19 protein-coding genes and 1 tRNA gene are annotated in these 20,680 nt (G+C 61.6%); 6 read left to right on the top strand and 14 right to left on the bottom strand.

Going from position 1 to position 20,680, the window contains the following annotated elements:
• Positions 1-64: 64 nt before the first annotated feature.
• The gene (locus V3572_RS15475; RefSeq protein WP_332111921.1) at positions 65-652 is read right to left on the bottom strand and encodes a GNAT family N-acetyltransferase; all 588 of its coding nucleotides are present in this window, start codon (positions 650-652) and stop codon (positions 65-67) included.
• 433 nt (positions 653-1,085) lie between these two features.
• Here V3572_RS15475 and V3572_RS15470 point away from each other — a divergent pair, with 433 nt between their 5' ends.
• The 5 genes from V3572_RS15470 to V3572_RS15450 all read left to right on the top strand — a co-directional run bounded on the left by V3572_RS15470 (position 1,086) and on the right by V3572_RS15450 (position 4,853).
• Entirely contained in the window at positions 1,086-3,260 is a 2,175-nt protein-coding gene (locus tag V3572_RS15470) for a two-component system sensor histidine kinase NtrB (protein ID WP_332111920.1), read from the top strand.
• Positions 3,261-3,292: 32 nt separating this feature from the next.
• Positions 3,293-3,439, top strand: coding sequence for a helix-turn-helix domain-containing protein (locus tag V3572_RS15465; RefSeq protein ID WP_442877394.1), 147 nt, complete (start codon positions 3,293-3,295; stop codon positions 3,437-3,439).
• 647 nt (positions 3,440-4,086) lie between these two features.
• Positions 4,087-4,365 carry a cytotoxic translational repressor of toxin-antitoxin stability system gene (locus V3572_RS15460; RefSeq protein WP_332111919.1) on the top strand — a complete coding sequence of 93 codons (279 nt, stop codon included), beginning with the start codon at positions 4,087-4,089 and terminating at the stop codon, positions 4,363-4,365.
• Complete coding sequence (locus tag V3572_RS15455; protein ID WP_332111918.1) at positions 4,334-4,693, top strand: helix-turn-helix domain-containing protein; 360 nt, start codon at positions 4,334-4,336, stop codon at positions 4,691-4,693. Before V3572_RS15460 ends, V3572_RS15455 begins: the two co-directional genes overlap by 32 nt.
• 19 nt (positions 4,694-4,712) lie before the next feature.
• Entirely contained in the window at positions 4,713-4,853 is a 141-nt protein-coding gene (locus V3572_RS15450; RefSeq protein ID WP_332111917.1) for a hypothetical protein, read from the top strand.
• Between the two features lie 241 nt (positions 4,854-5,094).
• On the opposite strand, the gene V3572_RS15445 is transcribed toward V3572_RS15450, so the two are convergent.
• Positions 5,095-5,170: transfer RNA gene (locus V3572_RS15445), tRNA-Phe, on the bottom strand.
• A 634-nt stretch (positions 5,171-5,804) separates the two neighbouring features.
• Here V3572_RS15445 and V3572_RS15440 point away from each other — a divergent pair.
• Positions 5,805-6,923: a PP2C family protein-serine/threonine phosphatase gene (locus V3572_RS15440; protein ID WP_332111916.1), complete on the top strand. Its 1,119-nt coding sequence runs from the start codon at positions 5,805-5,807 to the stop codon at positions 6,921-6,923.
• Between the two features lie 32 nt (positions 6,924-6,955).
• Here the strand turns inward: V3572_RS15440 and V3572_RS15435 are convergent, their stop codons facing one another.
• The 12 genes from V3572_RS15435 to V3572_RS15380 all read right to left on the bottom strand — a co-directional run bounded on the left by V3572_RS15435 (position 6,956) and on the right by V3572_RS15380 (position 20,588).
• Positions 6,956-7,306 carry an STAS domain-containing protein gene (locus V3572_RS15435; protein WP_332111915.1) on the bottom strand — a complete coding sequence of 117 codons (351 nt, stop codon included), beginning with the start codon at positions 7,304-7,306 and terminating at the stop codon, positions 6,956-6,958.
• Between the two features lie 72 nt (positions 7,307-7,378).
• Positions 7,379-8,494 (bottom strand): HD domain-containing phosphohydrolase, encoded by a 1,116-nt coding sequence (locus V3572_RS15430; RefSeq protein ID WP_332111914.1) that lies wholly within the window; start codon positions 8,492-8,494, stop codon positions 7,379-7,381.
• Positions 8,469-9,707, bottom strand: a complete 1,239-nt coding sequence (locus tag V3572_RS15425; RefSeq protein WP_332111913.1) for a response regulator — start codon at positions 9,705-9,707, stop codon at positions 8,469-8,471. The genes V3572_RS15430 and V3572_RS15425 overlap by 26 nt, the downstream gene beginning before the upstream one ends.
• A complete protein-coding gene (locus V3572_RS15420; RefSeq protein WP_332111912.1) occupies positions 9,704-11,722 on the bottom strand; it encodes a PAS domain S-box protein in 2,019 nt (672 codons plus the stop codon). Before V3572_RS15420 ends, V3572_RS15425 begins: the two co-directional genes overlap by 4 nt.
• Before the next feature lie 138 nt (positions 11,723-11,860).
• Positions 11,861-12,979: an HprK-related kinase B gene (locus V3572_RS15415; protein WP_332111911.1), complete on the bottom strand. Its 1,119-nt coding sequence runs from the start codon at positions 12,977-12,979 to the stop codon at positions 11,861-11,863.
• Between the two features lie 43 nt (positions 12,980-13,022).
• Positions 13,023-14,660 carry a PhoU domain-containing protein gene (locus V3572_RS15410; protein WP_332111910.1) on the bottom strand — a complete coding sequence of 546 codons (1,638 nt, stop codon included), beginning with the start codon at positions 14,658-14,660 and terminating at the stop codon, positions 13,023-13,025.
• A 58-nt stretch (positions 14,661-14,718) separates the two neighbouring features.
• The gene (locus tag V3572_RS15405; RefSeq protein ID WP_332111909.1) at positions 14,719-15,000 is read right to left on the bottom strand and encodes an amphi-Trp domain-containing protein; all 282 of its coding nucleotides are present in this window, start codon (positions 14,998-15,000) and stop codon (positions 14,719-14,721) included.
• Between the two features lie 43 nt (positions 15,001-15,043).
• A complete protein-coding gene (locus V3572_RS15400; RefSeq protein WP_332111908.1) occupies positions 15,044-16,210 on the bottom strand; it encodes a hypothetical protein in 1,167 nt (388 codons plus the stop codon).
• Positions 16,211-16,235: 25 nt separating this feature from the next.
• Positions 16,236-16,799, bottom strand: a complete 564-nt coding sequence (locus V3572_RS15395) for a GAK system XXXCH domain-containing protein (protein WP_332111907.1) — start codon at positions 16,797-16,799, stop codon at positions 16,236-16,238.
• 267 nt (positions 16,800-17,066) lie between these two features.
• Entirely contained in the window at positions 17,067-18,533 is a 1,467-nt protein-coding gene (locus V3572_RS15390) for an oligosaccharide flippase family protein (protein WP_332111906.1), read from the bottom strand.
• A gap of 19 nt (positions 18,534-18,552) precedes the next feature.
• Positions 18,553-19,533, bottom strand: coding sequence for an ABC transporter permease (locus V3572_RS15385; protein ID WP_332111905.1), 981 nt, complete (start codon positions 19,531-19,533; stop codon positions 18,553-18,555).
• Positions 19,533-20,588 (bottom strand): ABC transporter permease, encoded by a 1,056-nt coding sequence (locus tag V3572_RS15380; protein WP_332111904.1) that lies wholly within the window; start codon positions 20,586-20,588, stop codon positions 19,533-19,535. Before V3572_RS15380 ends, V3572_RS15385 begins: the two co-directional genes overlap by 1 nt.
• Positions 20,589-20,680: the final 92 nt, after the last annotated feature.

The following is a 20,680-nucleotide window of genomic DNA, read 5'->3' as shown; positions in this document are numbered from 1 at the left end:
ACTCCGCGCGAACGCCCCGGGATGCGGCCCGGGCAGGCCCGTGATCCGGTCCCGGCCGGGAAAATCACCTCGCCGCGCGCACCATCACCTGGTACCCGGCGCCGGTGAGCGGCTCCACCGCCTCCGCCCCCACCGCAAACCCTTGCCGGGCATAAAACGGCACGCTGCGTGGATTGAAGGTCTCAAGATAGCACATGGCGCCGTGGGAATCGGCCTCGGCCAGGGTTGACGCCAAAAGCCGCCCGCCAAGGCCCTGGCCCTGTCGGGCCACGGCCACCCCCATGATGGACAGGTACCACGCCGATTCGGGGATCAGCGGCGGAAGTCTGCGTTCCATGTTGGCCACCATGGACCGGTAGTTGGCGAATCCCACGGGGCCAAGCAACCGCCCAAGGGCCGCCAGCTTGTTTTCTCTGGCGTCCAGTATCCGTTTCAGGTCGCAGCTGGTGATCCAAACGGCGCACCCGTCGTCTCCGGCCTGACGGACCTGCCCGATGTCATGGCCCTCGCGGATCGACTGCTCAAAATACCGGGCCAGGCGCACCCCGGCATCGTCCTCGCAATCCGCCACAAGGGATCGATAGAAGGGGTCGTCGCCCAAGGCTGACGCCAGCGACAGGGCGAGGCTGGAAACCGTTTCGCTTTCGTGCATGGACGTTGTCCGACCTCCCGAGATTTTCCATTTCCTATCCGATCAAAATTCCGAAGTAAATCAAACGGGGAGACGGCAACCCGGACGGGCTTTGAGCCCTGGGCGCCATGGCGCCGGAGGGTGACGCAGGGAGCCGCCCATGCCGCGCCTGGGACGCCCGCGACGGTGTGTCGCGTGAAAATCAAAATGTCAGAATTTGAACGGCTCCCCTGTTCTTCAGGGACAGCCGTGAACGGGCCTGAGGCGCGAGATGACCATTTCTGCGCAGGCTGGAGGGATATCCGGAGGAGGAGGAAACGAACAAAAAATGCATAGAGGAAAATAATGAAGGAAAAGTTGCATCACTTCTTGCACTCTACAGATGAGAAAGGGTATTCTCCAAAACATTCCAAGAAATTCCAGCACGCAGAACCTTTACAGAAACGACAATATCATGAACACCTTTCGTCAGTTGGCAATACTTTTGCAAGAAAATGAATCTTTTTTGATGAATACCGTGCTCCATTATGCATTGGCGTATGGATATTCGAAGTATACGTCCACGCTTGTGGAGGCGTGGCGACTCTCGATCTCGGGTTTGACGAACGCCATATCGCAATACATTTCTGCAAATCCTGATGCGATTCCAGACATTCGGGTCGATTCAAATTACCGGGACGATGCCGTGGCCAGTTTTGGGGTGGTGGAGGCCAAGCGACATCGCAGTCGTGGCATCGATCTGGGAATGTTTCTGGGACTTTTCAAGTATTATCGTGACTCGTATCTTGATCTTGTAAAAGAAAAAATCAAAATAAATGAACTGGCATCTCAGTATTCAAGATACCTTATTCGTTGTTTCGATAGGATAGAATTATCATTTTGCATTGAGTGGGCAACTGCCTCGGAAGACATCAAATTAGAAGAATTGCAGACGAAAAATATGCTTCTGGTGAATGAAAAAAATAAGTATCTGACGCTGTTTGAAAGCTTTTTGAGCCCGTTGATTCTTCTTCGAGATGATCATATTGAAAATATGAATATGGCAGGTGTTCAGTTGTTGGAACCTCTCGAAGGAACGGGTATTTATTATTATGATCAGGAATATAGAAGACAACTTCGACATAAGAAGTCAAAAAGCATTCTGAAATTTAAGAATAAGAATATCCTGAGATTGTTTCCATGGATGGCAAGCGCCTTAACTGCTTTTGATAAATACAATGCGACGTATAATCAATTTGTTGCCAGCATATTTAATGAAACTTCTAAGATGCAGGAAGACTATTGTATAACCATTTTTCCCATGCGTGATCTCTCGAAAAAGTTTTCGGGGAAGATTATATTTTTTGATAATATTTCTGAGAAGAAAATGGCGGAGGTGCAACTTCGAGAGAGCGAGGGCAAATACCGAACCCTTGTTGAAACCATGAACGAAGGGATCCTCGTTCTCAACGAAGAACTCGTGGTCACCTATATCAATGAAATGGTGAGCTCACTATTGGGGTATCCCAAGGATGAAATCATCGGCCAGAAAATTCTGAAGTTTCTCCATGCAGAATGCAATGAAGATTTCATTGAGCAGCAGCGATTACGTAAAGAAGGTAATGCGGATTCCCATGAGTTTGTCATGGTGAAAAGCAATGGTGAGAAGGTGTTCGTTTTGTCTTCACCCACGCCGCTCTTTGACGCATCACATAAGTTTGTGGGATCATATGAAGTTCTCACCAATATTTCAAACATCAAGCTCATCGAAATGCAACTTATTCATTCGCAAAAAATGGAGACTATCGGGGTCATGGCCTCGGGTATTGCCCATGAGATTAACACGCCGCTGCAATATGTCATTGGGAATAGCAGTTTTATAAAAGAAAATATGGAAGATGTGCTGGATTTGACGACAAAGATACGAGAATCGCTTAAAATGGCTGCCTCAGAGGATATTCATGATGCGTTGCAGGGTCTCCAGCAGGCGTTCGAAGGCCTGGATATTGAGTTCATCACCGAAGAAATGCCGCGAGCGATCTCTGAGTGCATGGAGGGTTTGAACCGAATTGCCGCGATTGTAACGTCAGTGAAGCGGTTTTCCCATCCTGATTCCGATGTGTTCAAATCAATCAATGTGAACAGGGAGATAGCGAATACAATTACAATTTCCAAGAATGAATGGAAATCCGTCGCTCAGTTGACAAGTGATTTTGAGGAGAACCTGCCGAATCTGCAATGCATACCAAGCGACTTCAATCAAGTCATTTTGAATCTGATCATTAATGCGTCCCACGCCTTGCAAGAGAAGTATGGGGATACGTCGGAAAAAGGGACTATCCATATGAAGACGTATTCTGGAAAACATCATCTGTTTGTATCCGTCACCGATAATGGAGCAGGGATCCAAAAGAGCATCAGGGATAAAATATTCAGTCCGTTTTTCACGACAAAGGATGTTGGCAAAGGCACTGGGATGGGGCTGGCCATTGTCCTGAAAATTATTGAAAAACATAAAGGGAAAATATGGTTTGAATCGGAGGAAGGCCAGGGAACCACGTTTTTTGTCCAATTCCCGCTCAAGCCCGCCTTCTCCGAAGAGGTGCAGTTGAATCTGGAGGACTATGGCGACGACAGTCAAGCGCATTGACGCAATGGCCTTGTGGACATTGAGGCGGACGGATCGGTGCGCGGCGACTGGCCGAACTTTCCCAGGCAACCGGCATCCCGCGCCGCCACATTTCCGAGATGGAGAACGGAAAGCGCCCCATTGGCAAGAAAAACGCCCGCCTGCTGGCCGAGGCTCTGAACATCGACCCCCGGCGCTAGCTGGCCGTGTAGGCGCCAAGACCACACCACCATGACCCGATCGATGCGCTGTACCTCATCTACCTGGTCCTGCTCCTGGCGGTCATCATCGCCATGCGCTGGTGGCCGGGGCTGCGCCGTCGCAAATTAGACTGGCGGCAGTTCAAGGGGAAAACGCGCAAGAAAAAGTGAGCAGGTATTTCCCACGACCAGGAACAGCGTCATGAACCTGGTCGAAAAAGGCCGAGCAGTTCAGAGGCGTCGCAAAGGGAGAAGGGCCTACGGTCTTTTTGCCGTAAGCCCTTGAAATATCTGGTGCCGAGGGACAGAATCGAACTGCCGACACGGGGATTTTCAGTCCCCGTTCCTCGCTTCACGTTAGATCATGTGGCCTTACGAAATCCTTCCCAGGACGCCGCAACTGGCCGCAATGCTCGAAAAGAAGCCACGTAGGGAACCCGGCGAACTCGTGTTCAGGAACTCCGAAGGCGCAGATGGAAACTCATGCCCGCGAGTTTCCGTAAGGCCCGGGCCGTGGCCGCCCTTGGGGTTGCCGTGGAGGCCAAGCCCGGCAGGGTGACGCCATTCCGAAAAAGGGTTGAAGGATAGCCCGGACAGCATCTTGACTATGTACTAAAAATTAGTACAGTCATCTTCAAGGGGAGGCCATGGACTGGATAGTCACCATCGCGGCCAAGACCGAAAAGCGGGTCACTCGCCTGCCGGGGCAAGTTCAAAAAGCCCTGGCCCTTCTGATTGCGGACATCGAGGCGGGCGGCCCGGTGCGCGGGGACTGGCCGAACTATTCCAGGCTGCCCGGCAACCGGCATCATTGCCACCTGAAGAAAGGCCGCCCCACATATGTGGCCGTGTGGGAAGACGTGGCCGGAAAAATCAAGGTCATCGAGGTGGTCTATGCAGGCACTCACGAAAAAGCCCCCTACTGACGCCGTGGAGCTTTGCTTTACCGGCCCGGCGGCCAAGCGCCAGGAGGCCGTGGAGCTTTTGCGCGGCCTTGGCTTCGAGGCCCGGGAAGCGCCGTCCAGGCCGTGGCGGGAGGTGCTGCCCTTCGCGGACGCGGAATTGCCCGGCGTCTTTCTGGCCGGGGCGCGGTACCGCGAGGACATGACCCAGGTCGCCCTTTCCCAGGCAACCGGCATCCCGCGCCGCCACATTTCCGAGATGGAGAACGGCAAGCGTCCCATTGGCAAGAAAAACGCCCGCCTGCTGGCCGAGGCCCTGAACATCGACCCCAGGCGCTTGCTGGCCGTGTAGGCGCCAAGACCACACCACCATGACCCGATCCGACACGCTGCACCTCATCTACCTGGTCCTGCTCCTGGCGGTCATCATCGCCATGCGCTGGTGGCCGGGGCTGCGCCGTCGCAAATTAGACTGGCGGCAGTTCAAGGGGAAAACGCGCAAGAAAAAGTGAGCAGGTATTTCCCACGACCAGGAACAGCGTCATGAACTTGGTCGAAAAAGGCCGAGCAGTTCAGAGGCTTCGCAAAAGAAGAAGGGTTCAGGCGTGGCCCTTTCATCGGTCGTGGCCGCTTGCGCGTCCGCAAAAACGAAGCCGACCAACAGGAAAAAACGAAGGTGGGGCCAGAGTGGGGCCAAGAGCCTACAAACAGCAAAAAGGGGTTCCGGTTTTCACCGTAACCCCTTGAAATATCTGGTGCCGAGGGACAGAATCGAACTGCCGACACGGGGATTTTCAGTCCCCTGCTCTACCGACTGAGCTACCTCGGCGCCGGAAAGGGGTCTTTACAAAATGCCCTGGTTGTTGGCAAGAAGTTTTCCGCCCAAGCGCCGGGAAATGTCCCGGAAAATCCGTCCGGGCCGGGACGCGCGTTTTGGCCCATGCCGGGCCGGAAAAGTGAGGAGTCATGAGCAAGGCCGATAATGTCTTTTATTTCGCAGCGCTGGCGTTTTATTATGTGGTGTTGCTCTACCTCTAGCCGGGAGTGCGGCCAGGTCTTACCGCGGGCGGCCGCCTCGGGCCGAAAACCACACCTCGCATAAAAAAAGCGCACTCGCCGTCCCCAACACGAATCCCAAAAAGAGCATTCCCAGCATGGCCGTCCTCCCTGTCTAGCCGGGCGTCTCGCCCGGAATGTCCCGGCCCTTTTGCGGCGGACCGCATGGGCGGGAAACGGGCGCTGTGACGCGGGCGCCCCGGCGTGCATGGCGCGTTTCGGGATGCGCCCCCGTCCTCATGCCGGAATATCGGGGCACACCCCATGTCCCGTATTGCAAAGCCCGGGCCGATGTGTTGCGGCAGCTTCTGCCGCCTTTGTCATATCGGGGCTGGCGTGAAGCCAGCGGTTGGTGTAGGTGCCCGGTGAAGTGACAGTGATGGGATATGAAGGGGAGGGCCGCAGCCATGCCCAGGGTGCTTATCGTGGACGACAACCGCATCGTTCGCGACATGCTCAAACGGCATATCGCCATGCTTGCTGACATCGAAATCGTGGAGGCCGGAGACGGCCTGCGCGCGGTGGAGATTGTGCAGCAGACCGCCCCGGACATGATCCTTATGGACCTCATGATGCCCGGCATGGACGGCATCGAGGCCATCCGCCGCATCCGTGAAGACCCGCAGCACGCCGACATCCCCATCCTTTTTTTGTCCACCGAGACGGATCGGGGAAAATGGGTGGAGGCCTTCGAGGCCGGGGCCAACGATTTCGTGCAAAAGCCCTACGAAAAGCGGGAGCTTCTGGCCCGCATGGACACCCATTTGCGATTGGCCGCCCTGACCCGCGAACTGCGGATGAAAAACGCCCTGCTCGAACGCGAACACTATCTGGCCGGGCATGTGCAAAGCCAGCTTTTGCCGCAACGCCTGGAGTTCCCGGGATTTACGGCCAGCGCCGTCTATCAGGCCCAGGAGCAGATCGGGGGGGACTTCTACGACGCCTGGGACGACGGCGAGACCGTACGCATCGTCATGGCCGACATCAGCGGCCACGGGGCCTCGGCGGCCCTGCTCATGGCCGTGTGCAAGGGCCTGTTGTATTCCCTGGCCACCTCACGCCCGGACCCGGCCGACATGGTGGCCGAACTCAATCGCATGCTCTACGCCATGCTTGCCGGCGGCGATCTGGACATGTACGTGACCCTGGCCTTTGCCGCCGTCAGCCGCCGGACCAACACCCTGCGGTTTCTCTCCGCCGGACATGCCCCGGCCTACGTGCTGGGCGGGTCCACGCTCACCCTCGGCCCCACCGGGCCGGGGCTGGGGTTCCACCAGGACTTCACATGGCAGACCCTGACCGTCCCCTTTGCGTCGGGTTCCACGCTTTTTTTGCTCACCGACGGGGTGACGGAGCTGCGGTCCCCGACGGGGGAGTTTTTCGGCGAAAAACGGCTGGTGGACCTCTTGCATCCTGACATCGCGCCGCGGGAACTCATCGGCCGGGTCATCGACCAGGCCCTGCCGTTCTGCATGGGGCGTCTCACCGATGATCTGGCCATGCTGGCCATCCGGCGTACGGGCTAAGAATCAGGCGCGCGGGCGGTCCCGGCCGGGACTTAGTCCCCGGCGCCATAGGCCGCCACGGCCTCTGCCCGGGTCTCGAAGATTTCGAAGATGGTTCCCAGGGTGACCACCCCCACCACCTTGCGCACGTGGGGATGCAGTTCACAGATGCCCATCCGGTTTTTCCTGGCGGCGACGGCCTTGCGGATGGCCACCATGGCCCCGATGGCCTTGCTGTCCATGAAGTTCACCTGACGCAGGTCGAGCAGCAGATCCCCCCCGCCCAGGCTCGTGTAGCGGTCGAGGACCGTTTCCTTGAAGGCGTCGGAAACGGTCAAATTCACCTCGGCCTCGCCGATCTCCACCACCACGCAGTTCCCTTTTTTTTCCGACGTCACGCGCATGGGCGCTCCTTTTGTTCTGTTGAACGACAGTCCCCGGGGCGGGTGTTTCCCGATCCCGGAGCGTTACGCTGATCATTGAATGGGTGCCAGGGCCAGGACAGGCTCACGCACCTCGTAGGTTCCGGAAAGCCGGATCAGGCGTTCCAGAACCAGGTCCGTGAGCCCCTGGCCCTTGGCCAAAAGCAGGATGCCGGAGACGGTCTTGACGTCTGCGCCAAGGATCATGCCCGGGAGCAGCTCGCGCACGGAGAGGCGTTTGGGCACGAAGCCTTCTTCAAAAAACACGGCCCGCTCGAAGGCGGTCTGAATCTCGGGATCATAGGATTCGGGATGATCCCGCATCACGGAGATGGCCTTTTCCCTGGTCATCCCCTGTTGCTCCAGGTCGTCGAAATCCAGGGCCACCTTGAGGATGCGGGCCCCCATGGGCTGCTCGAGACCAACGACATAGTTGTCCGACTGGTGGGCGATGATGGCGTTTATCTCGTCCATGCGCGGGATGTTTTCCAGAAGCTTCACCGCAATGGAGGCGTGCATGCCGTAGATCTGCTCCTCCTCGGGGCCGAGGGGCTGGCCGGAATACTTCTTGGACAGGATCTCCTCGGGGATGGACACGCAGCCGATCTGGGAGAGCATGGCCGCCAGTTCCAGACGCCAGATGTTCTTGAGCTGAAGCTCTTTGGCCGTGGCCACGACCATGCGCTTGATGCGCTCGCTGCGGCCGAAGGCCTCGGGGTTGACCAGGGACAGGATTTCCACCAGCACCTTGATGCTGCCGCGCAGGGTGCCGTGCAGAAGCTCCTTTTCGGCGGTGATCAGCCGGTACTGCTCCAGGGCCGCCTCCAGGGTCTTGATCAGGGTTCCCCCGTCGCAGGGCTTGGTCAGAAACCGGAAGACATGCCCCTCGTTCACGGCCGCAATGGCCGCCTCCAGGTCCGCATGTCCGGTCAGCATGACCCGCACGGTGCTGGGGGACATTTCGCGCACATGGCGCAGAAACTGGATGCCATCCATCTTGGGCATTTTGAGATCGGAAACCACCACGGCGAAGGGGCCGGAGTTTTGCAGGCAGACGAGACCCTCCTTGCCGCCCAGAGCCGTTTCCAGGGGGAATCGCCTGTGCAGTCCCCGGCGGAAGGTGTCCAGGATGTTGGATTCGTCGTCAACGAAGAGTATTTTCTCGTTCAAGATGGAATTCCTCCGTAAGTCGTCTGGCGCAGGCCTGCCGCCAGTCCTCAATCCTGCGCCCCATGCCGGAGACCTCCAGGAAGGTGGTGTCCATGGGGTGGGGGGCGTAATCGGCGTTGAGCACCACCAGTTCGTGTTCCAGGCTGTTGGCCGCATGCACGGCCAAAAGGGTGGAGAAGCCTGGCAGGGGGGCGGCCGGAGGCGTGTGGTGCGAGAAGATGGCCGTGACCACGTTTTCGGGAAGTCCCCACAGGCCCAGCAGGTAGGCCCCGATCTCGGCGTGGGAGGCCGAGAAGATTTCCTTTTCCATGTCATGCACCGTGCGCCGTTCCGTCCGGCTTCGGGAGAGCACCTCCTGGTAGCGCTCCTCGAAGTTGGCGGCCAGAAGCAGCTTGCCCACGTCGTGCAAAAGCCCGGAGATATAGCAGTCGTCGATCTCCTGGGGCCTGCGTTCCTCGGCCTGGGCGATGGTCTTGGCGAAAAGCCCGGTGGTCAGGCTGTGTTTCCACAAGAGCTCCAGGGAAAATTCCGGAAAACGGTCCATGTTGAAACGCGAAAACAGGTGCAGGGAGATGATCAGGGCCTTGATGATCTCGGTGCCCAGGAGGTTCACGGCGTGGACCGGGCTCGATACATGGGTTCGCAGGCCGAAAAAGGCCGAATTGACAAGTTTTAAGATGTTGGCGGACATGCCCACGTCCTGGTTGATCAACTCCCCCACGATGCGTAGGGACGGCTCTTCCCGGCGCAGTTCCTGCATGAGTTCCAGATAGGTCCGGGGCAGGCTGGGCAGGGTCTCGATCTTGGCCACCACGGTCTTGACCGCCTCGTTGGAAAAGATGTCCTGGAGGGTGGTGGCCCGGTCTATGGCGGCCCGAAGTTCCCCGGCCTGGCAGGGCTTGAGCAGGAATTGGTGGGCATGGCGAACGGATTGAAGCGCCGTGTTCGTATCGGAATGTCCGGACAGGACCAGGCGGATGACGCCGGGATGGCTTGAGCGGACTTGATCGAGCAGCGTGACGCCATCCATGCCCGGCATGCGCATGTCGGCCACGATCACGTCCTGGGGGGAGCTCTGCAGGATGTCCAGGGCCCGTTTCCCGGAGGTGGCGAAGCTCATCTCCCAGTGGTCGCGCATGCCGTGCAGCATGCGGCGCAGGGCGTCGAGCACATGCTGCTCGTCGTCAACGAACAGGATGCGTTTCTTTTTCATCGCGGGATCTCGCCTCCATGGTCGCCTCCAATGGGAATGCGGATGTGGAACGTGGCGCCTTTGCCCACCTCCGATTCCACGTCGATGGTTCCGTCATGTTTGTCCACGACGATGTCATGGACGATGGCCAGCCCCTGGCCGGTGCCCCGGCCCACCTCCTTGGTGGTGAAAAAGGGGTCGAAGATTTTTTCCCGGTTGTTCTCCGGGATGCCCGTGCCGGTGTCAGTGATGGAAAGCCGGACCAGGTCTCCCTCCCGCCGGGTGACGATGGTGATGCGGCCTTTTTCCGACGTGCCGCGGACGGCGTCGCCGATGGAGTGGGCGGCGTTGATGAGCACGTTTAGGATCACCTGGTTGAAGTCGCCGGGCAGGCAATGCACGGGCGGCAGGTCGGCATCCAGGTCGGTGACCACGTCGGCCACGTATTTCCACTCGTTCCTGGCCACCAGGATGGTGTTCTCCACGGCCTTGTTGATGTCCACGGCGGTTTTCTCCTCACCGCCCGGATGGGAGAATTTTTTCATGGCCCGGACGATGGAGGCCACCCGTTCCACGCCCTCCAGGGATTGCTCCAGGGACTTGGGCACCTCTTCGGTCAAAAAGTCCAGGTCGGCGGCGGTGCGGGCCGTGTCCACCTCCCGCAGGGCCTCTCCGGCGGCGTCGCGCACCGAGGGCAGGGCCAGGGCGGACAGGGCCGCATCCAGTATGCGGTGCAGATCGGCGTAGGCGGATTGCAGGTAGTGCAGGTTGTCGCCGATGTACTGGATGGGGGTGTTGATCTCGTGGGCCACCCCGGCGGCCAGTTCCCCCACGGATTCGAGCTTTTGGGCGATGGACAGCCGCCGTTCCAGGGCCTTGCGTTCGGTGATGTCGAACACGATTTCGTACAGCACGAGCCTGCCCCGGCGCATGCCCGAGATCACGGTCTTGGTGATGGGCACGATGCGGCCGTCGGCCTTTCGCAGGCGCATTTCCTCGTCGATGAGGTTGCCGTCCAGAAACCGGCAATGGCCGGATATCTCCCGACCGCGTTTGTCCAGCCAGCCCAGGGAGCAGCAGAATTGTCCCACAAGGGCCGCCTTGTCGATCCCGATGAGGTTTTCGGCGATGGCGTTGGCGTCCATGATCTCCATGGTCTTGGGGTCGATGATGAAGATGGCGGCCCGGATGCCCAGGAGAATCTTGCGCAGGGTCTCCTCGCTCTCGCGCAGCTCCTCGGCGGCGCGGTGGCTCTGGGTTACGTCCTGGATCACGGCGATGAGATAGTCGATGGCGCCGGAGGCCCCCCGGGCGGGGGAGAGGGTGACCAGGGCCCAGACCAGGGCGCCGTCCTTGCGGCTTAAGCGCATTTCGAAGGTGTGGGTCTCGATGCGGCCGGAAAGGATGCTGAAGGTGGCCTCGTCGGCCATCTCCAGGTCGTCTTCATAGGCCACGGCGCGCAGGGCGCTCCCGGCCAGCTCCGGGCGAGGATAGCCCAGAAGCCGACACAGTTGCTCGTTGACCCGCAGGAACCGGCCGTCGGTCAGCACATGGCACATGCCCACGGCGGCCTGTTCGAAGGTGGCCCGGAAACGTTCGGAGCTCTCCTGCAGATCCTCCTCGGCCCGTTTGCGCAGGGCCGTCTCCATGGCCACCCGGAGTTGGGAAAAATCCACCGGCTTGAACAACAGGCCGTAGGGGTTCACGGCCGCGGCCTGGGTGGTGATCTCCTCCTGGGTGTAGGCGGTGACCAGGATCACCGGAATGTGGTGGCGGCGCTGGATGACGTCGCACAGGCCGATGCCGTCCATGCTTCCGGGGATGCGGATGTCCAGGAGCACGAGATCGGGGAGGGTTGTTTTGGCCATGTCCAGGGCGGTGTCCGCATCCTGGGCGATCCCGGTGCAGAAAAATCCGAGGAGGTCCAGGCGCTTGGCCAGAACCTGGGCGGAGACGGGGTCGTCCTCCACGATCAGGACGCGTTTCTGCCGCGCGCCTTCGGCCGGACGGGGCAGGACCAGGGGAGTCGTGTACATGACCGTCTCTCGCGCCGGCGCGGGGGTGAAATGGGCATGAGACGAATGTGCGCCATGGCGGTTTGATAAAAAACCATAAAATCACGGGTGTGACAAGCCGGGAGGGAAAAACGCCCGGCCGGGGGGTGGGGGAAGGGGTTATTCCGGGCGGTCCAGGAAGGCCAGCAGGGCGTCTTCGGCGGCCGGGAAATCGATGCCGCCCGAGAATTCGAAGGTCGGCAGGCCGTGCAGGCGGCGGGCGAACGTCTCGGGATCGTGGGTTTTGGTTTGGGCGCAGCGCAGGAAGATGCCCGGACGCTTGATGATGCGGCCAAGCAGATCGGGCCGGGCGGACAGGTCCACGGGGGTGACGCGCGTTTTGCCGCCGCCGCGTCGCCAGGTGAGCACGGCCACGGCAAAAAGGTCCGCAGCCAGCCGGAACCTGCCGGGACCGAAGAGATCGTCGATGTCCGCATCGTATTTTCGTTCCACCTCCCACAGTCGATCCGTCGGCAGGGCCGCGAAGGCGGCGCGGTCGGCCTCGGGGAGCACCCGGGCCAGATTGGGGTCGGCCAGGGCCGTGCCGGGATTGATGCGCGGCATCTTGGCCAGGCCGTACATGCGGGGGCCTGGCTGCCGAGGCCCCACGAGCAGGCGGTCGTTGGACACGAAGTCCAGTCCCCGGCCCACAAGGCGCAGGGCCAGGGTGGATTTCCCGGCCCCGGCCACCCCGGCCAGGAGAATCCCCCGTTCTCCCCGGGCCACGCCCGAGGCATGGGACAGCAGGCATCCCTGGGACAAATGCCTGGCGACCATCCGGAAGTTGATGAAGTTCACGACTTGGTCCAGGTGGTCCAGGCACGGCCCGGCGGCCACATGCACGTTCTCGCCGAAGACAAAGACCATGCCCGTGCGTTTTTTGCGGACCACCCGGCCGCCTGGGAGGTCCGCCCATTGTTCCTTGGAGGCGGCGTCGCGGGGATCGAAGGGGCGGTCGGCCAGGACCATGCCGGGGCAGAAGTCCTCGGGAACCGGAGCCCGGCAGTGCAAGAGGATGGTGATGTCGGCGGGTCCGGGGGGGGCGGCGAAATCCCGAAAGGCCGCGTCCACGGCCCGGGCCGCGTCCATGGAGTCGCAGACCACGGCCACCCGGGTCTGGGCCAGGGCCAGGGACAGGCTGGCGGCCGGGGCGAACGTCCGGCACAGGGTCGCCACGGCCTGGCTCAGGCTGTAGCCCGGCGGTGCGGCGTGCGCCCGGCTCAGGGGATGGTCGCGCATCCGTTGCTCCGGATGGAGGCGGCCGGGGCCTCCGGGCAAGGGGTTAGTAGTACAGCACCCGTTCGGGCAGCTGGAAATCCTGCCAGGGGCTCCCGGCATGGGTCAGGATGCGGCTCATGAGATAGACGCAGCGCAGGAACATGTCCTTGGCGAATTCCCGGTTGAACTCGAACCGGGTGGAGGTCAGAAACGAGCGGATAAGTCCCAGGGTCAGCCGGGCGTCGAAGGTGTCGTCGTCGTGGGCCCGGGCGTAGTCCCGGGAGAAGTCCAGGAACCGGGCGATGACCTGGTTTGGCCTCTGGCGCATGTTCTGGTCCATGATAGGCAGGCGGAAGTTGGAAACCAGAAACACGGAGACGTCCTGGATGTAGTCCGTGTCCTTGGAGCGGTGCAGATCGATGTAGTGGATGCGCTGTTCGGTGTGCTCGTAGATGATGTTGTTGATGTTGCAGTCGCCGTGGATGAACACGGAAAAAGGGGCGGGCAACTGCCGTTCGAGCTCCGCCGTGGCCTCGAGCATTTCCGCGAAGGACCACAATTCCAGGTCGCCCATGGTGCGCGGCGGGGTGTCGAAATCGGGATGCAGCCGGAAGACGTCCTCCAGGCGGGCGTGGAGCTGGCGGATGTACCCGGCCGAGATCGGGCCTTCCTTTTTGGTCTTGTCCCACAAAAGGGACATGGTCTGTTCCACCAAAAACATGGCGTTGGCCGCGATTTCGGCATCGGCCGTGAGCACCACCTGTTGCAGGGTGCAGCCGCCCAGGTATTCCAGGAGCATGGAGGCCGAGTCGCCCTCGCTTTGGAATCCCTGCACCCGGGGCGGCAGGCCGGGCAGGATGGCCTCCCAGTGCTCGATGTTCTCCTTCTCCTGGATGATCTTGGTGGCGTTGCCTTCCTTGAAGAGCACCCCGTGGGATTTGGAGCCGGGCTTGTCGGGCAGCTTGCCGATGCGACACCCCGAGTGGGTGCCCCAGATGGACTGGAATTCGCCCTTGGTGATGGGCACCTCGGCCCCGCGTTGGGCCAGGGTATCTTTTAAGGCCTGATACTGGTGGATCTTGAATTTCTCTCCCACGGCGGCGAAGATGATGGCCTCGCCGATGTTTAAGATGGAATCCCCCATGCGCTCCAGGTAGCGGAAGATGTTGTGGCAGGTGATGCAGTTCTCCGGGGATTCGCCCTTGCGCAGGTCCACCAGGATGCGGTCGAAATTGTCCTTGAAGATGGCGTCCAGGTTGAATTCGGCCCGGCAGATCTTAAACGCCAGGGTCACGTCCTGGGACAGAAGGGCCTTGACGATGATGCCCAGAGCCTTGTCCACCTCGTGGAAACCGGCCAGGTAGTCGTAGCGTTTGATGAACGCCGGGTCGGACAGGTATTGGACCTGCATGACGATGTTCACGGCGTGGTCGGCCACCCGTTCCAGGTTGGCGCTGACGATGTTGATGGCCCGGGCCAGGTCCACGGCGGGTTTGTAGGCCCCGCTTGGTCCGTGAATCTTGGAATAGCACAGGTTTTCGATGACGCTTTTCAGGTTGTCGATGTAGTCGTCGCGGCTCTCTATCTTGGCGATGAGGGCGGGGTCCGGGTCTTCCAGGCAGTTGAGGGTGCTTTCCACCTGGCGGGTGACCTCAAGGACCATGAACCGCAGATTCTCTTCGATGCCTTCCAGAAACTTCATTATGGTTCTCGCGTGGCTTGCGAAACAGGTGTGGACATGCAGGGACAAAAGGCCGGGATCACGGTTTTGCCGGGTCGACGGTCAACACGTCGTGTCCGGCCCTGGGGTCGTCCTGCCCCTCGCGCCAGGCGAACTTGAGCATCAGCTTCATGCGATCCCGCTTGGCCTTGGCCTCCACTCCGAAGTGGATCAGCCCCGAGGGATGCAGTTCGATCTCGTCGTCCTTGACCGAAAACCGCATGGTCCCGGATTCGAAGCCCTGCACCAAGGCCTTCAGGTAGGTGAGCAGAATCTGCGAATCCTGGAGGGATTCGTAGGAGAATTTGCCTTTCTGGGACATGGGGATACCTTTTTCGGGCATGTCGGCATCGCGCCGCGGGCCGTCAGGACAGCCGGGAGCGATATTCCTCGATGACCTTTTTGCGGTTGACGCCGTTGATGATCAGACTTTTGCGGATGGCGTAGTCGTCCCAGGCGGGCTGCAGGCCCACCTCACGGATGGCCTTGGCCGGATCCTGCTCCGAGGGCGCCTTCAGCTTTTCGCTCAAGTGGCAGTCGTCGCCCATGAAAATCAGGATGGGACGCTTGCCGTGCCAGCCCATGCGGTTGCGGCGGTTGACCACGTTGATGAGAAACTCCGTGTACTGCTGGGACTGGGGATTCCAGACCTCGATGCCATCCACGTCGTAGTCGGCCAGAAGGATGGGCCAGAACTGCTCCGGGTGGGGGATGACCACGCCCGCGCCAAGGCTGCGGGCCTCCTCGATGACCTCCGAGGCCCGGTAGAAATAGTCCAGGGAAAAGTGACGCTTGACGATTTCTTTGGCCGCCTTGAGAAAGACCTGGGCCTTGTCGATGACCCGGTCTTGGTAGCGTTGCCGCAGGGCGTCGAAGAAGTTGCGCACCAGCTTGTTTTTGATGGCGTCGTCGGGAACCTGCTCCTCGTTTTCCAGGAGCAGATCCTTGAGTTTCTGGGCCTGGACGCGCACGAAGCCCACAATGTCCTCGTCGGTGTTGGTCTGGGCGGCGGCCATCTGCAGGCGGTCTTCGAAGGTCGGCTCCACCAGGGTGTTCAAATATTCGAAAAGCTGGGAGGAGCGGTACTTGAAGGTGTGCTTGAGCATGCATAAAAGCACCTCGGCCCGTTCCATCTTGATGTCCTTGAAATGCAAAAGAAGCTGCACCTTGCGGTTGAACCCCCGGGAATAGCAGTCCACCTCCACCCCGGAATAGTCGCCCCGGTGCAAGAGCACGTTGTGCTGGGTGGGGATGACCAGTTCCCCCTGGCGGTGGGGGTAGAGGGCGTCCAGGCGCTGGTCGACAAGCTCCATGGGCACCTGTTCGGGGTGCCAATGGACGGCCAGGACATAGTCCTGGCGGGGATAGGTCTGCTCCGGTTGGGTGATCCGGGTGATCTGCTCCGGGGAAAGCTGCGTGGAGATCACCTGGAAAAAGGCGGCCCGCTCCTCCTCGGTGGCCTCGCCGGGCACCTCCCGCAAATCGATGTCCGCGCCCCGGGCCTGGGCGCCGATTTTTTTCACTGCTTCCATGGGTATCGCCTTGTGTTCGCCCATATCAGGCTTGGTCGGCATGGCATTTTTTTTTGCACAGGGCCAGTTCCCGGTAGCCCCGGGCCATGGCCTCCAGGTCGCCGGCCGCCTGGGCGGCCTCGAGGGCGGCCACCGCCTCCAGATAGGCCGGATAGTGGTCGTCGCCCTTGCCCCGGTAGGTGGTCATGAGCCGCGAATCGGCCACGAAGGCGGCCAGGATGTCCGGCCGGGGGGCGCTCCCGGCGGCCAGGGCGGCGCCGATGTCCTTGAAATCGCGTTTCATGCGTTTTTTCAGCGCCTTGTACCGGGGGCGCAAGGAGGCCCCGGAGCCTGCTGCGGCCGTGCCCCGGCCGGGCCCGGGGGCGGCGGTCGGCTCGGGTTTGGGATATTTCAGGCGCACCTTGACGGTCAGGGCCTCTCCCGAGTCCTTGACCGAGATTTTCAGCGCCTTCATGCCCGCAAGGGGCACGGAGCCGCCGGGAAAATCCAGGGCGCCCGATTGGGCCTGAGCCGCCAACTGACGCAAAAAATCAGCCAGTTCGTCTCGTGGCAGGGTCTTTTCCAGTTTGGGCTTGATGGGCAGGGCCATATGCGCTTGCCTCCCGCTCACGCCGTGGGGTGAGGGTTCGCTGTGTCCGGCCCTCGCGCGGCGGCGCCGTGCGACGGCCATTTCGGGATACGCTACATTACGAATGTTACAGTCGTTTGGCAAAGGCAAATCCCGGGGCGTGTCGCGAGCACGTGATATGACCGAATGAGGTGGCGCATGATCTGACCGATGCCGAGAGTTCTCCGAGAAAAAAAACGGGCCGCCGACCGCCAGTCTTCCGTGTTCCTGCCTGGGAGGGGAAGGGCGTTACGCGGCTGCCGCCTGCCGGGCCTTGATCTCGGCCCGCCATTTTTTGACCAGGAAGATGAAGGGGATCAGGGCCGCCGCCTCGGCCAGCTCCCGCACGCCCGTCAGTCCCAGAAGGAGATACAGGCCGCATCCGGCGGCCAGGGCCAGACCGATGGGGGCCAGGGCGCTCAGATTGATGATGCGCATGCTGAAATGGCAGTAGGCGGTGGAGGCCAGGGCCACGGCGGCCTTGGTGACGAGCATGGCCAGGCAGGCCCCGAGCAGGGGGTCGGCCGGAATGAGCGTGGCGCACAGGACGAGGTTGACCCCCAGCCCGGCCACGTAGATGAAAAGCAGGAGCCGCTCCTTGCCCTGGCTCATCATCAGGTAGGCGGCCAGGTTGTGGATGAAGGCGCAGATGATGGTGAACACCAGGTATTTCTGCATCCACATGGCCTCATGGTAGGCCCCGCCGTAGATGGCCCCGATGATCCGGTCGGATTCGACATACAGGATGAACATCACCGGCAGGGAAATGCCGACGAGCCAGCGCAGGCAGTCCGAGGCCAGCCGGGCGAACTCCTGCCTGTCGTTTTTCCACAGCCTGACGAAAAGGGGGTACAGGACGCTGCGCAGGAGCAGGTTGGAGACCAGGATGGCCATGCCGTCCACCAGTTCCCAAGTGGCGCTGTACTGGGCCACTTTGGTGGGCCCGGCCTGGCCTTGCAGGAAATAGACGTTGGCCTTGTTGTAGAGGATGGCCGCCAGGGCCATGAGCACGAACACCGCCCCGTTTTTGGCCGTGGCCCAGGTGCGGGCCAGGGATTTGCGCTTGAGCGTCAGTCCCTCGAAATCGGTCTTGGCCAGGGCCATCCAGATGCCGCCCGCCAGGTTGACCCCGTTTTCAATGAGCTTGAAAAGCGCGATCCAGTGCGGCGCGGCCCCGGCGATCAAAAGCGAAAGCCCCCAGCCGTATCCCAAAATGGCGGCCACGGCCCGGATGCGGGCCTCCAGATCCTGGCGGCCCTCCACCCGGATGGCCACGAAAAAGGAGCTGGCCAGGGCCTCCAGCCCCACCCCGGCGCTGATGACCAACACCAGATTCGTCAGCCCCGGGGTATAGTCCTGCCACACGACGAAGATCAGCACCCCCAGCCATCCGGCCGTGAGGATGCCCCCCTTGAGCAGGGTGTACTGGGCCAGGATGTCGCCCTTGTGGGTGAATTTTTTGCTTAAGGAGGCCACCAGGGGTTGATTGAGGCCGAACTCCCCCAGAAAGAGGATGATGGAGGCCAGGCCGAAGGCCACCATGAATTCGCCGTAATCGCTGGTGCTCTGCCGGGCCAGGTAGACCAAAAAGACCGTGTGCAGGCCGTCGCGCAGCCATTGGGCCCCGGCCAGATGCAGGAACTTGGCGAGGATGCCGTGGGAATAGGCGGCGTCTTTCTTCTCGGGAGGCGATGTGTTTTCTTGGGTGTGGGCCATGGTTCCTGCGTGCGGCGGCTTAGGCCGCATCCTGGTCCAGCACCCCGGCCAGGGCCCCGGGGGCTCCGGCGGGCGGTTTCCCGGCCAGCCGTCCCAGGAGGGGGACGTTTTGCACCGCGTCGCGGAAACGTCCGGAGCGGCGGATATTGATGAAAAGCAGGGTCAGGATCATGACCGGAAAGGGCGCGATCTGGAACAGCGTGCTGGAAAGCCCGGGCAGGAAGTCCTGGAGGTGGATGCCCATGACCTGGATGAGCGCGAAGAAATAGGCCCCGAGCACCACCCGCGACGGCCGCCAGCCGCCGAAGATGACGATGGCCAGGGCGATCCAGCCCGCGCCCTCGGCCCCCTGGGGATGGCCCCAGCCAGGCTTGACCCCCAGGGAATAGGCCGCCCCGGCCAGCCCGGAAAAGGCCCCGCCCGCCAGACAGTAGAGGACTTTCAACCGCTCCACCGGGATGCCCCGGGCGAAGGCCGCGCGCGGGGATTCCCCGGCGGCGCGCAGGCGCATCCCGGCCCGGGTGCGGTAGAGGAAAAACGAGGCCGCGGCCACGGACACGATGCTTAAAAAAACCACCGGGCTCTGGCGGCCGATGACCGTGCCCACAAAGGGGATGTCGGAAAGCCCCGGGATGGTCCATACCCCGAGGTCCGGGCCGGGCTGGCGGGCGTGGGCGTGGCCCAGGAAATAGGCCAGGTCGCGACACAAAAGGGTTAGGATGAACCCCACGGCCAGGATGGGGGCGCGCAGCCAAAGCCCCACCAGGGCCAGCACCCCGGCGACGCCAGCCCCGGCCAGGGCCCCGCCGAGCATGCCGATCCAGGCGTCGCCCGTGACCCGGGCCGTCACGAAGGCGGCCATGGCCGAAAAAAGCACGGCGCCGTCCACGGACAGGTTGATGACCCCGGCCCGCTCGGACAACGTCTCGCCCAGGGCGGCCAGGGCCAGGGGGGCCCCGGCGAAGAGCACGGCGGCCAGGGTGGCGGCGAAGACGTCCATCAGGTCTTGTCCCCCGTGAGCCTGCCCCCAAGTCTGCCGCCGATGCCCATGCGCCCGGCGGCCAGAAAGGCCAGCACCAAAACCCCCTGGATGACGCCGCTAAGCGACGAATCCAGCTCCAGGGCCATGGGCAGTTGCACCGCCCCGGCCAGGAGCACGGCGAAGAAAAAGCAGGACACGGGCACGAAGACGGGCGCCAAGGACACCATGAGCACGGCCAAAATGGCGGTGTAGCCGAAGTTCCCGGAGATGGAGGGGATCAGGCGGTGGTAGAGGCCCGTGACCAGAAGCCCCCCGGCCAGCCCGGCCAGCCCGCCGCACAGGCCCATGGCCTCAAGCAGCCGACGTTTCGGGGAAAGGCCGATGAGCCGGGCGGCCTTGAGGTTCTGGCGCACGGCGGCCAGTTTGAGCCCCCAGGTGGTGCGCCGAAGCAGCCAGACCGTCAGGGCGAAGGCGGCCACGGCCAGGACGAGCCCGGCCATGCTGGCCGGTTTCCCGGCGAACCCGGGCAGGCGGAAGGCCTCGGGCAGAGGTTCCGTGCCGCTTAAGGAGGCCATCCCGGCCCGCTTCCAGGGCCCAAGGATCAGCCACAGGGTGACCCCGGTGGCCGCGAAATTGAGCCCCAGCCCGGAAAAGATTTCATGCACCCGGCCGTACGCCCGAAGCGCCCCGGCCAAAAGCGCCCACAGCGCCCCGCCCGCAAAGGCCGCAGCCAGGGCCAGGATCAGGGCCAGGGCCGGGGGGAAGCTTCCCGGGTCGGGCAGGCGCAAAAAGCCCGCCGCGAACACCGCCCCCAACGTGATCTGCCCCTCCACGCCGATGTTCCACAGCCCGGCGGCATAGGTGGCCAAAAGCGCCGTGGCGCACAAAAAAAGCGGGATGAAGGAGGAAAAGGTCTTGAGCAGCGAGGCCGTGGAGTCAAGACCGCCGCCGAACAGCACGGCCAGGGTGGTCAAGGGCGGTGCGCCCGCGAAAAAAAGTACGGCCAGGGTCACGGCCAGGGCCAAACCCAGGGCCGACAGGATGTTGATGGATGCGGGGGAGGGGCTTTTCATGGTTTCGCGTCAAACGAGGTCCGGGCGGGGCCCGGGGCGATATCCCTGATGAAACCCAGGAACGAGTATTCCTTCATCCAGTCGTAGTTGTT

Origin of the sequence: Desulfolutivibrio sp., assembly GCF_036584575.1 — a bacterium.
Classification (GTDB): domain Bacteria; phylum Desulfobacterota; class Desulfovibrionia; order Desulfovibrionales; family Desulfovibrionaceae; genus Desulfolutivibrio.
Note: the sequence above shows the minus strand (reverse complement) of the source record. Positions and strands in the feature narration are given on the sequence as shown.

Excerpts from the sequence above, each read along its gene's own strand:
- V3572_RS15460 (WP_332111919.1), top strand. The coding sequence starts at position 4,087 with ATGGACTGGATAGTCACCATCGCGGCCAAGACCGAAAAGCGGGTCACT.
- V3572_RS15450 (WP_332111917.1), top strand. The coding sequence starts at position 4,713 with ATGACCCGATCCGACACGCTGCACCTCATCTACCTGGTCCTGCTCCTG.
- V3572_RS15420 (WP_332111912.1), bottom strand. The coding sequence starts at position 11,722 with ATGTACACGACTCCCCTGGTCCTGCCCCGTCCGGCCGAAGGCGCGCGG.
- V3572_RS15440 (WP_332111916.1), top strand. The coding sequence starts at position 5,805 with ATGCCCAGGGTGCTTATCGTGGACGACAACCGCATCGTTCGCGACATG.
- V3572_RS15390 (WP_332111906.1), bottom strand. The coding sequence starts at position 18,533 with ATGGCCCACACCCAAGAAAACACATCGCCTCCCGAGAAGAAAGACGCC.
- V3572_RS15415 (WP_332111911.1), bottom strand. The coding sequence starts at position 12,979 with ATGCGCGACCATCCCCTGAGCCGGGCGCACGCCGCACCGCCGGGCTAC.
- V3572_RS15425 (WP_332111913.1), bottom strand. The coding sequence starts at position 9,707 with ATGAAAAAGAAACGCATCCTGTTCGTTGACGACGAGCAGCATGTGCTC.
- V3572_RS15435 (WP_332111915.1), bottom strand. The coding sequence starts at position 7,306 with ATGCGCGTGACGTCGGAAAAAAAAGGGAACTGCGTGGTGGTGGAGATC.
- V3572_RS15400 (WP_332111908.1), bottom strand. The coding sequence starts at position 16,210 with ATGGAAGCAGTGAAAAAAATCGGCGCCCAGGCCCGGGGCGCGGACATC.
- V3572_RS15475 (WP_332111921.1), bottom strand. The coding sequence starts at position 652 with ATGCACGAAAGCGAAACGGTTTCCAGCCTCGCCCTGTCGCTGGCGTCA.
- V3572_RS15385 (WP_332111905.1), bottom strand. The coding sequence starts at position 19,533 with ATGGACGTCTTCGCCGCCACCCTGGCCGCCGTGCTCTTCGCCGGGGCC.
- V3572_RS15380 (WP_332111904.1), bottom strand. The coding sequence starts at position 20,588 with ATGAAAAGCCCCTCCCCCGCATCCATCAACATCCTGTCGGCCCTGGGT.
- V3572_RS15405 (WP_332111909.1), bottom strand. The coding sequence starts at position 15,000 with ATGTCCCAGAAAGGCAAATTCTCCTACGAATCCCTCCAGGATTCGCAG.
- V3572_RS15410 (WP_332111910.1), bottom strand. The coding sequence starts at position 14,660 with ATGAAGTTTCTGGAAGGCATCGAAGAGAATCTGCGGTTCATGGTCCTT.
- V3572_RS15470 (WP_332111920.1), top strand. The coding sequence starts at position 1,086 with ATGAACACCTTTCGTCAGTTGGCAATACTTTTGCAAGAAAATGAATCT.
- V3572_RS15455 (WP_332111918.1), top strand. The coding sequence starts at position 4,334 with ATGCAGGCACTCACGAAAAAGCCCCCTACTGACGCCGTGGAGCTTTGC.
- V3572_RS15395 (WP_332111907.1), bottom strand. The coding sequence starts at position 16,799 with ATGGCCCTGCCCATCAAGCCCAAACTGGAAAAGACCCTGCCACGAGAC.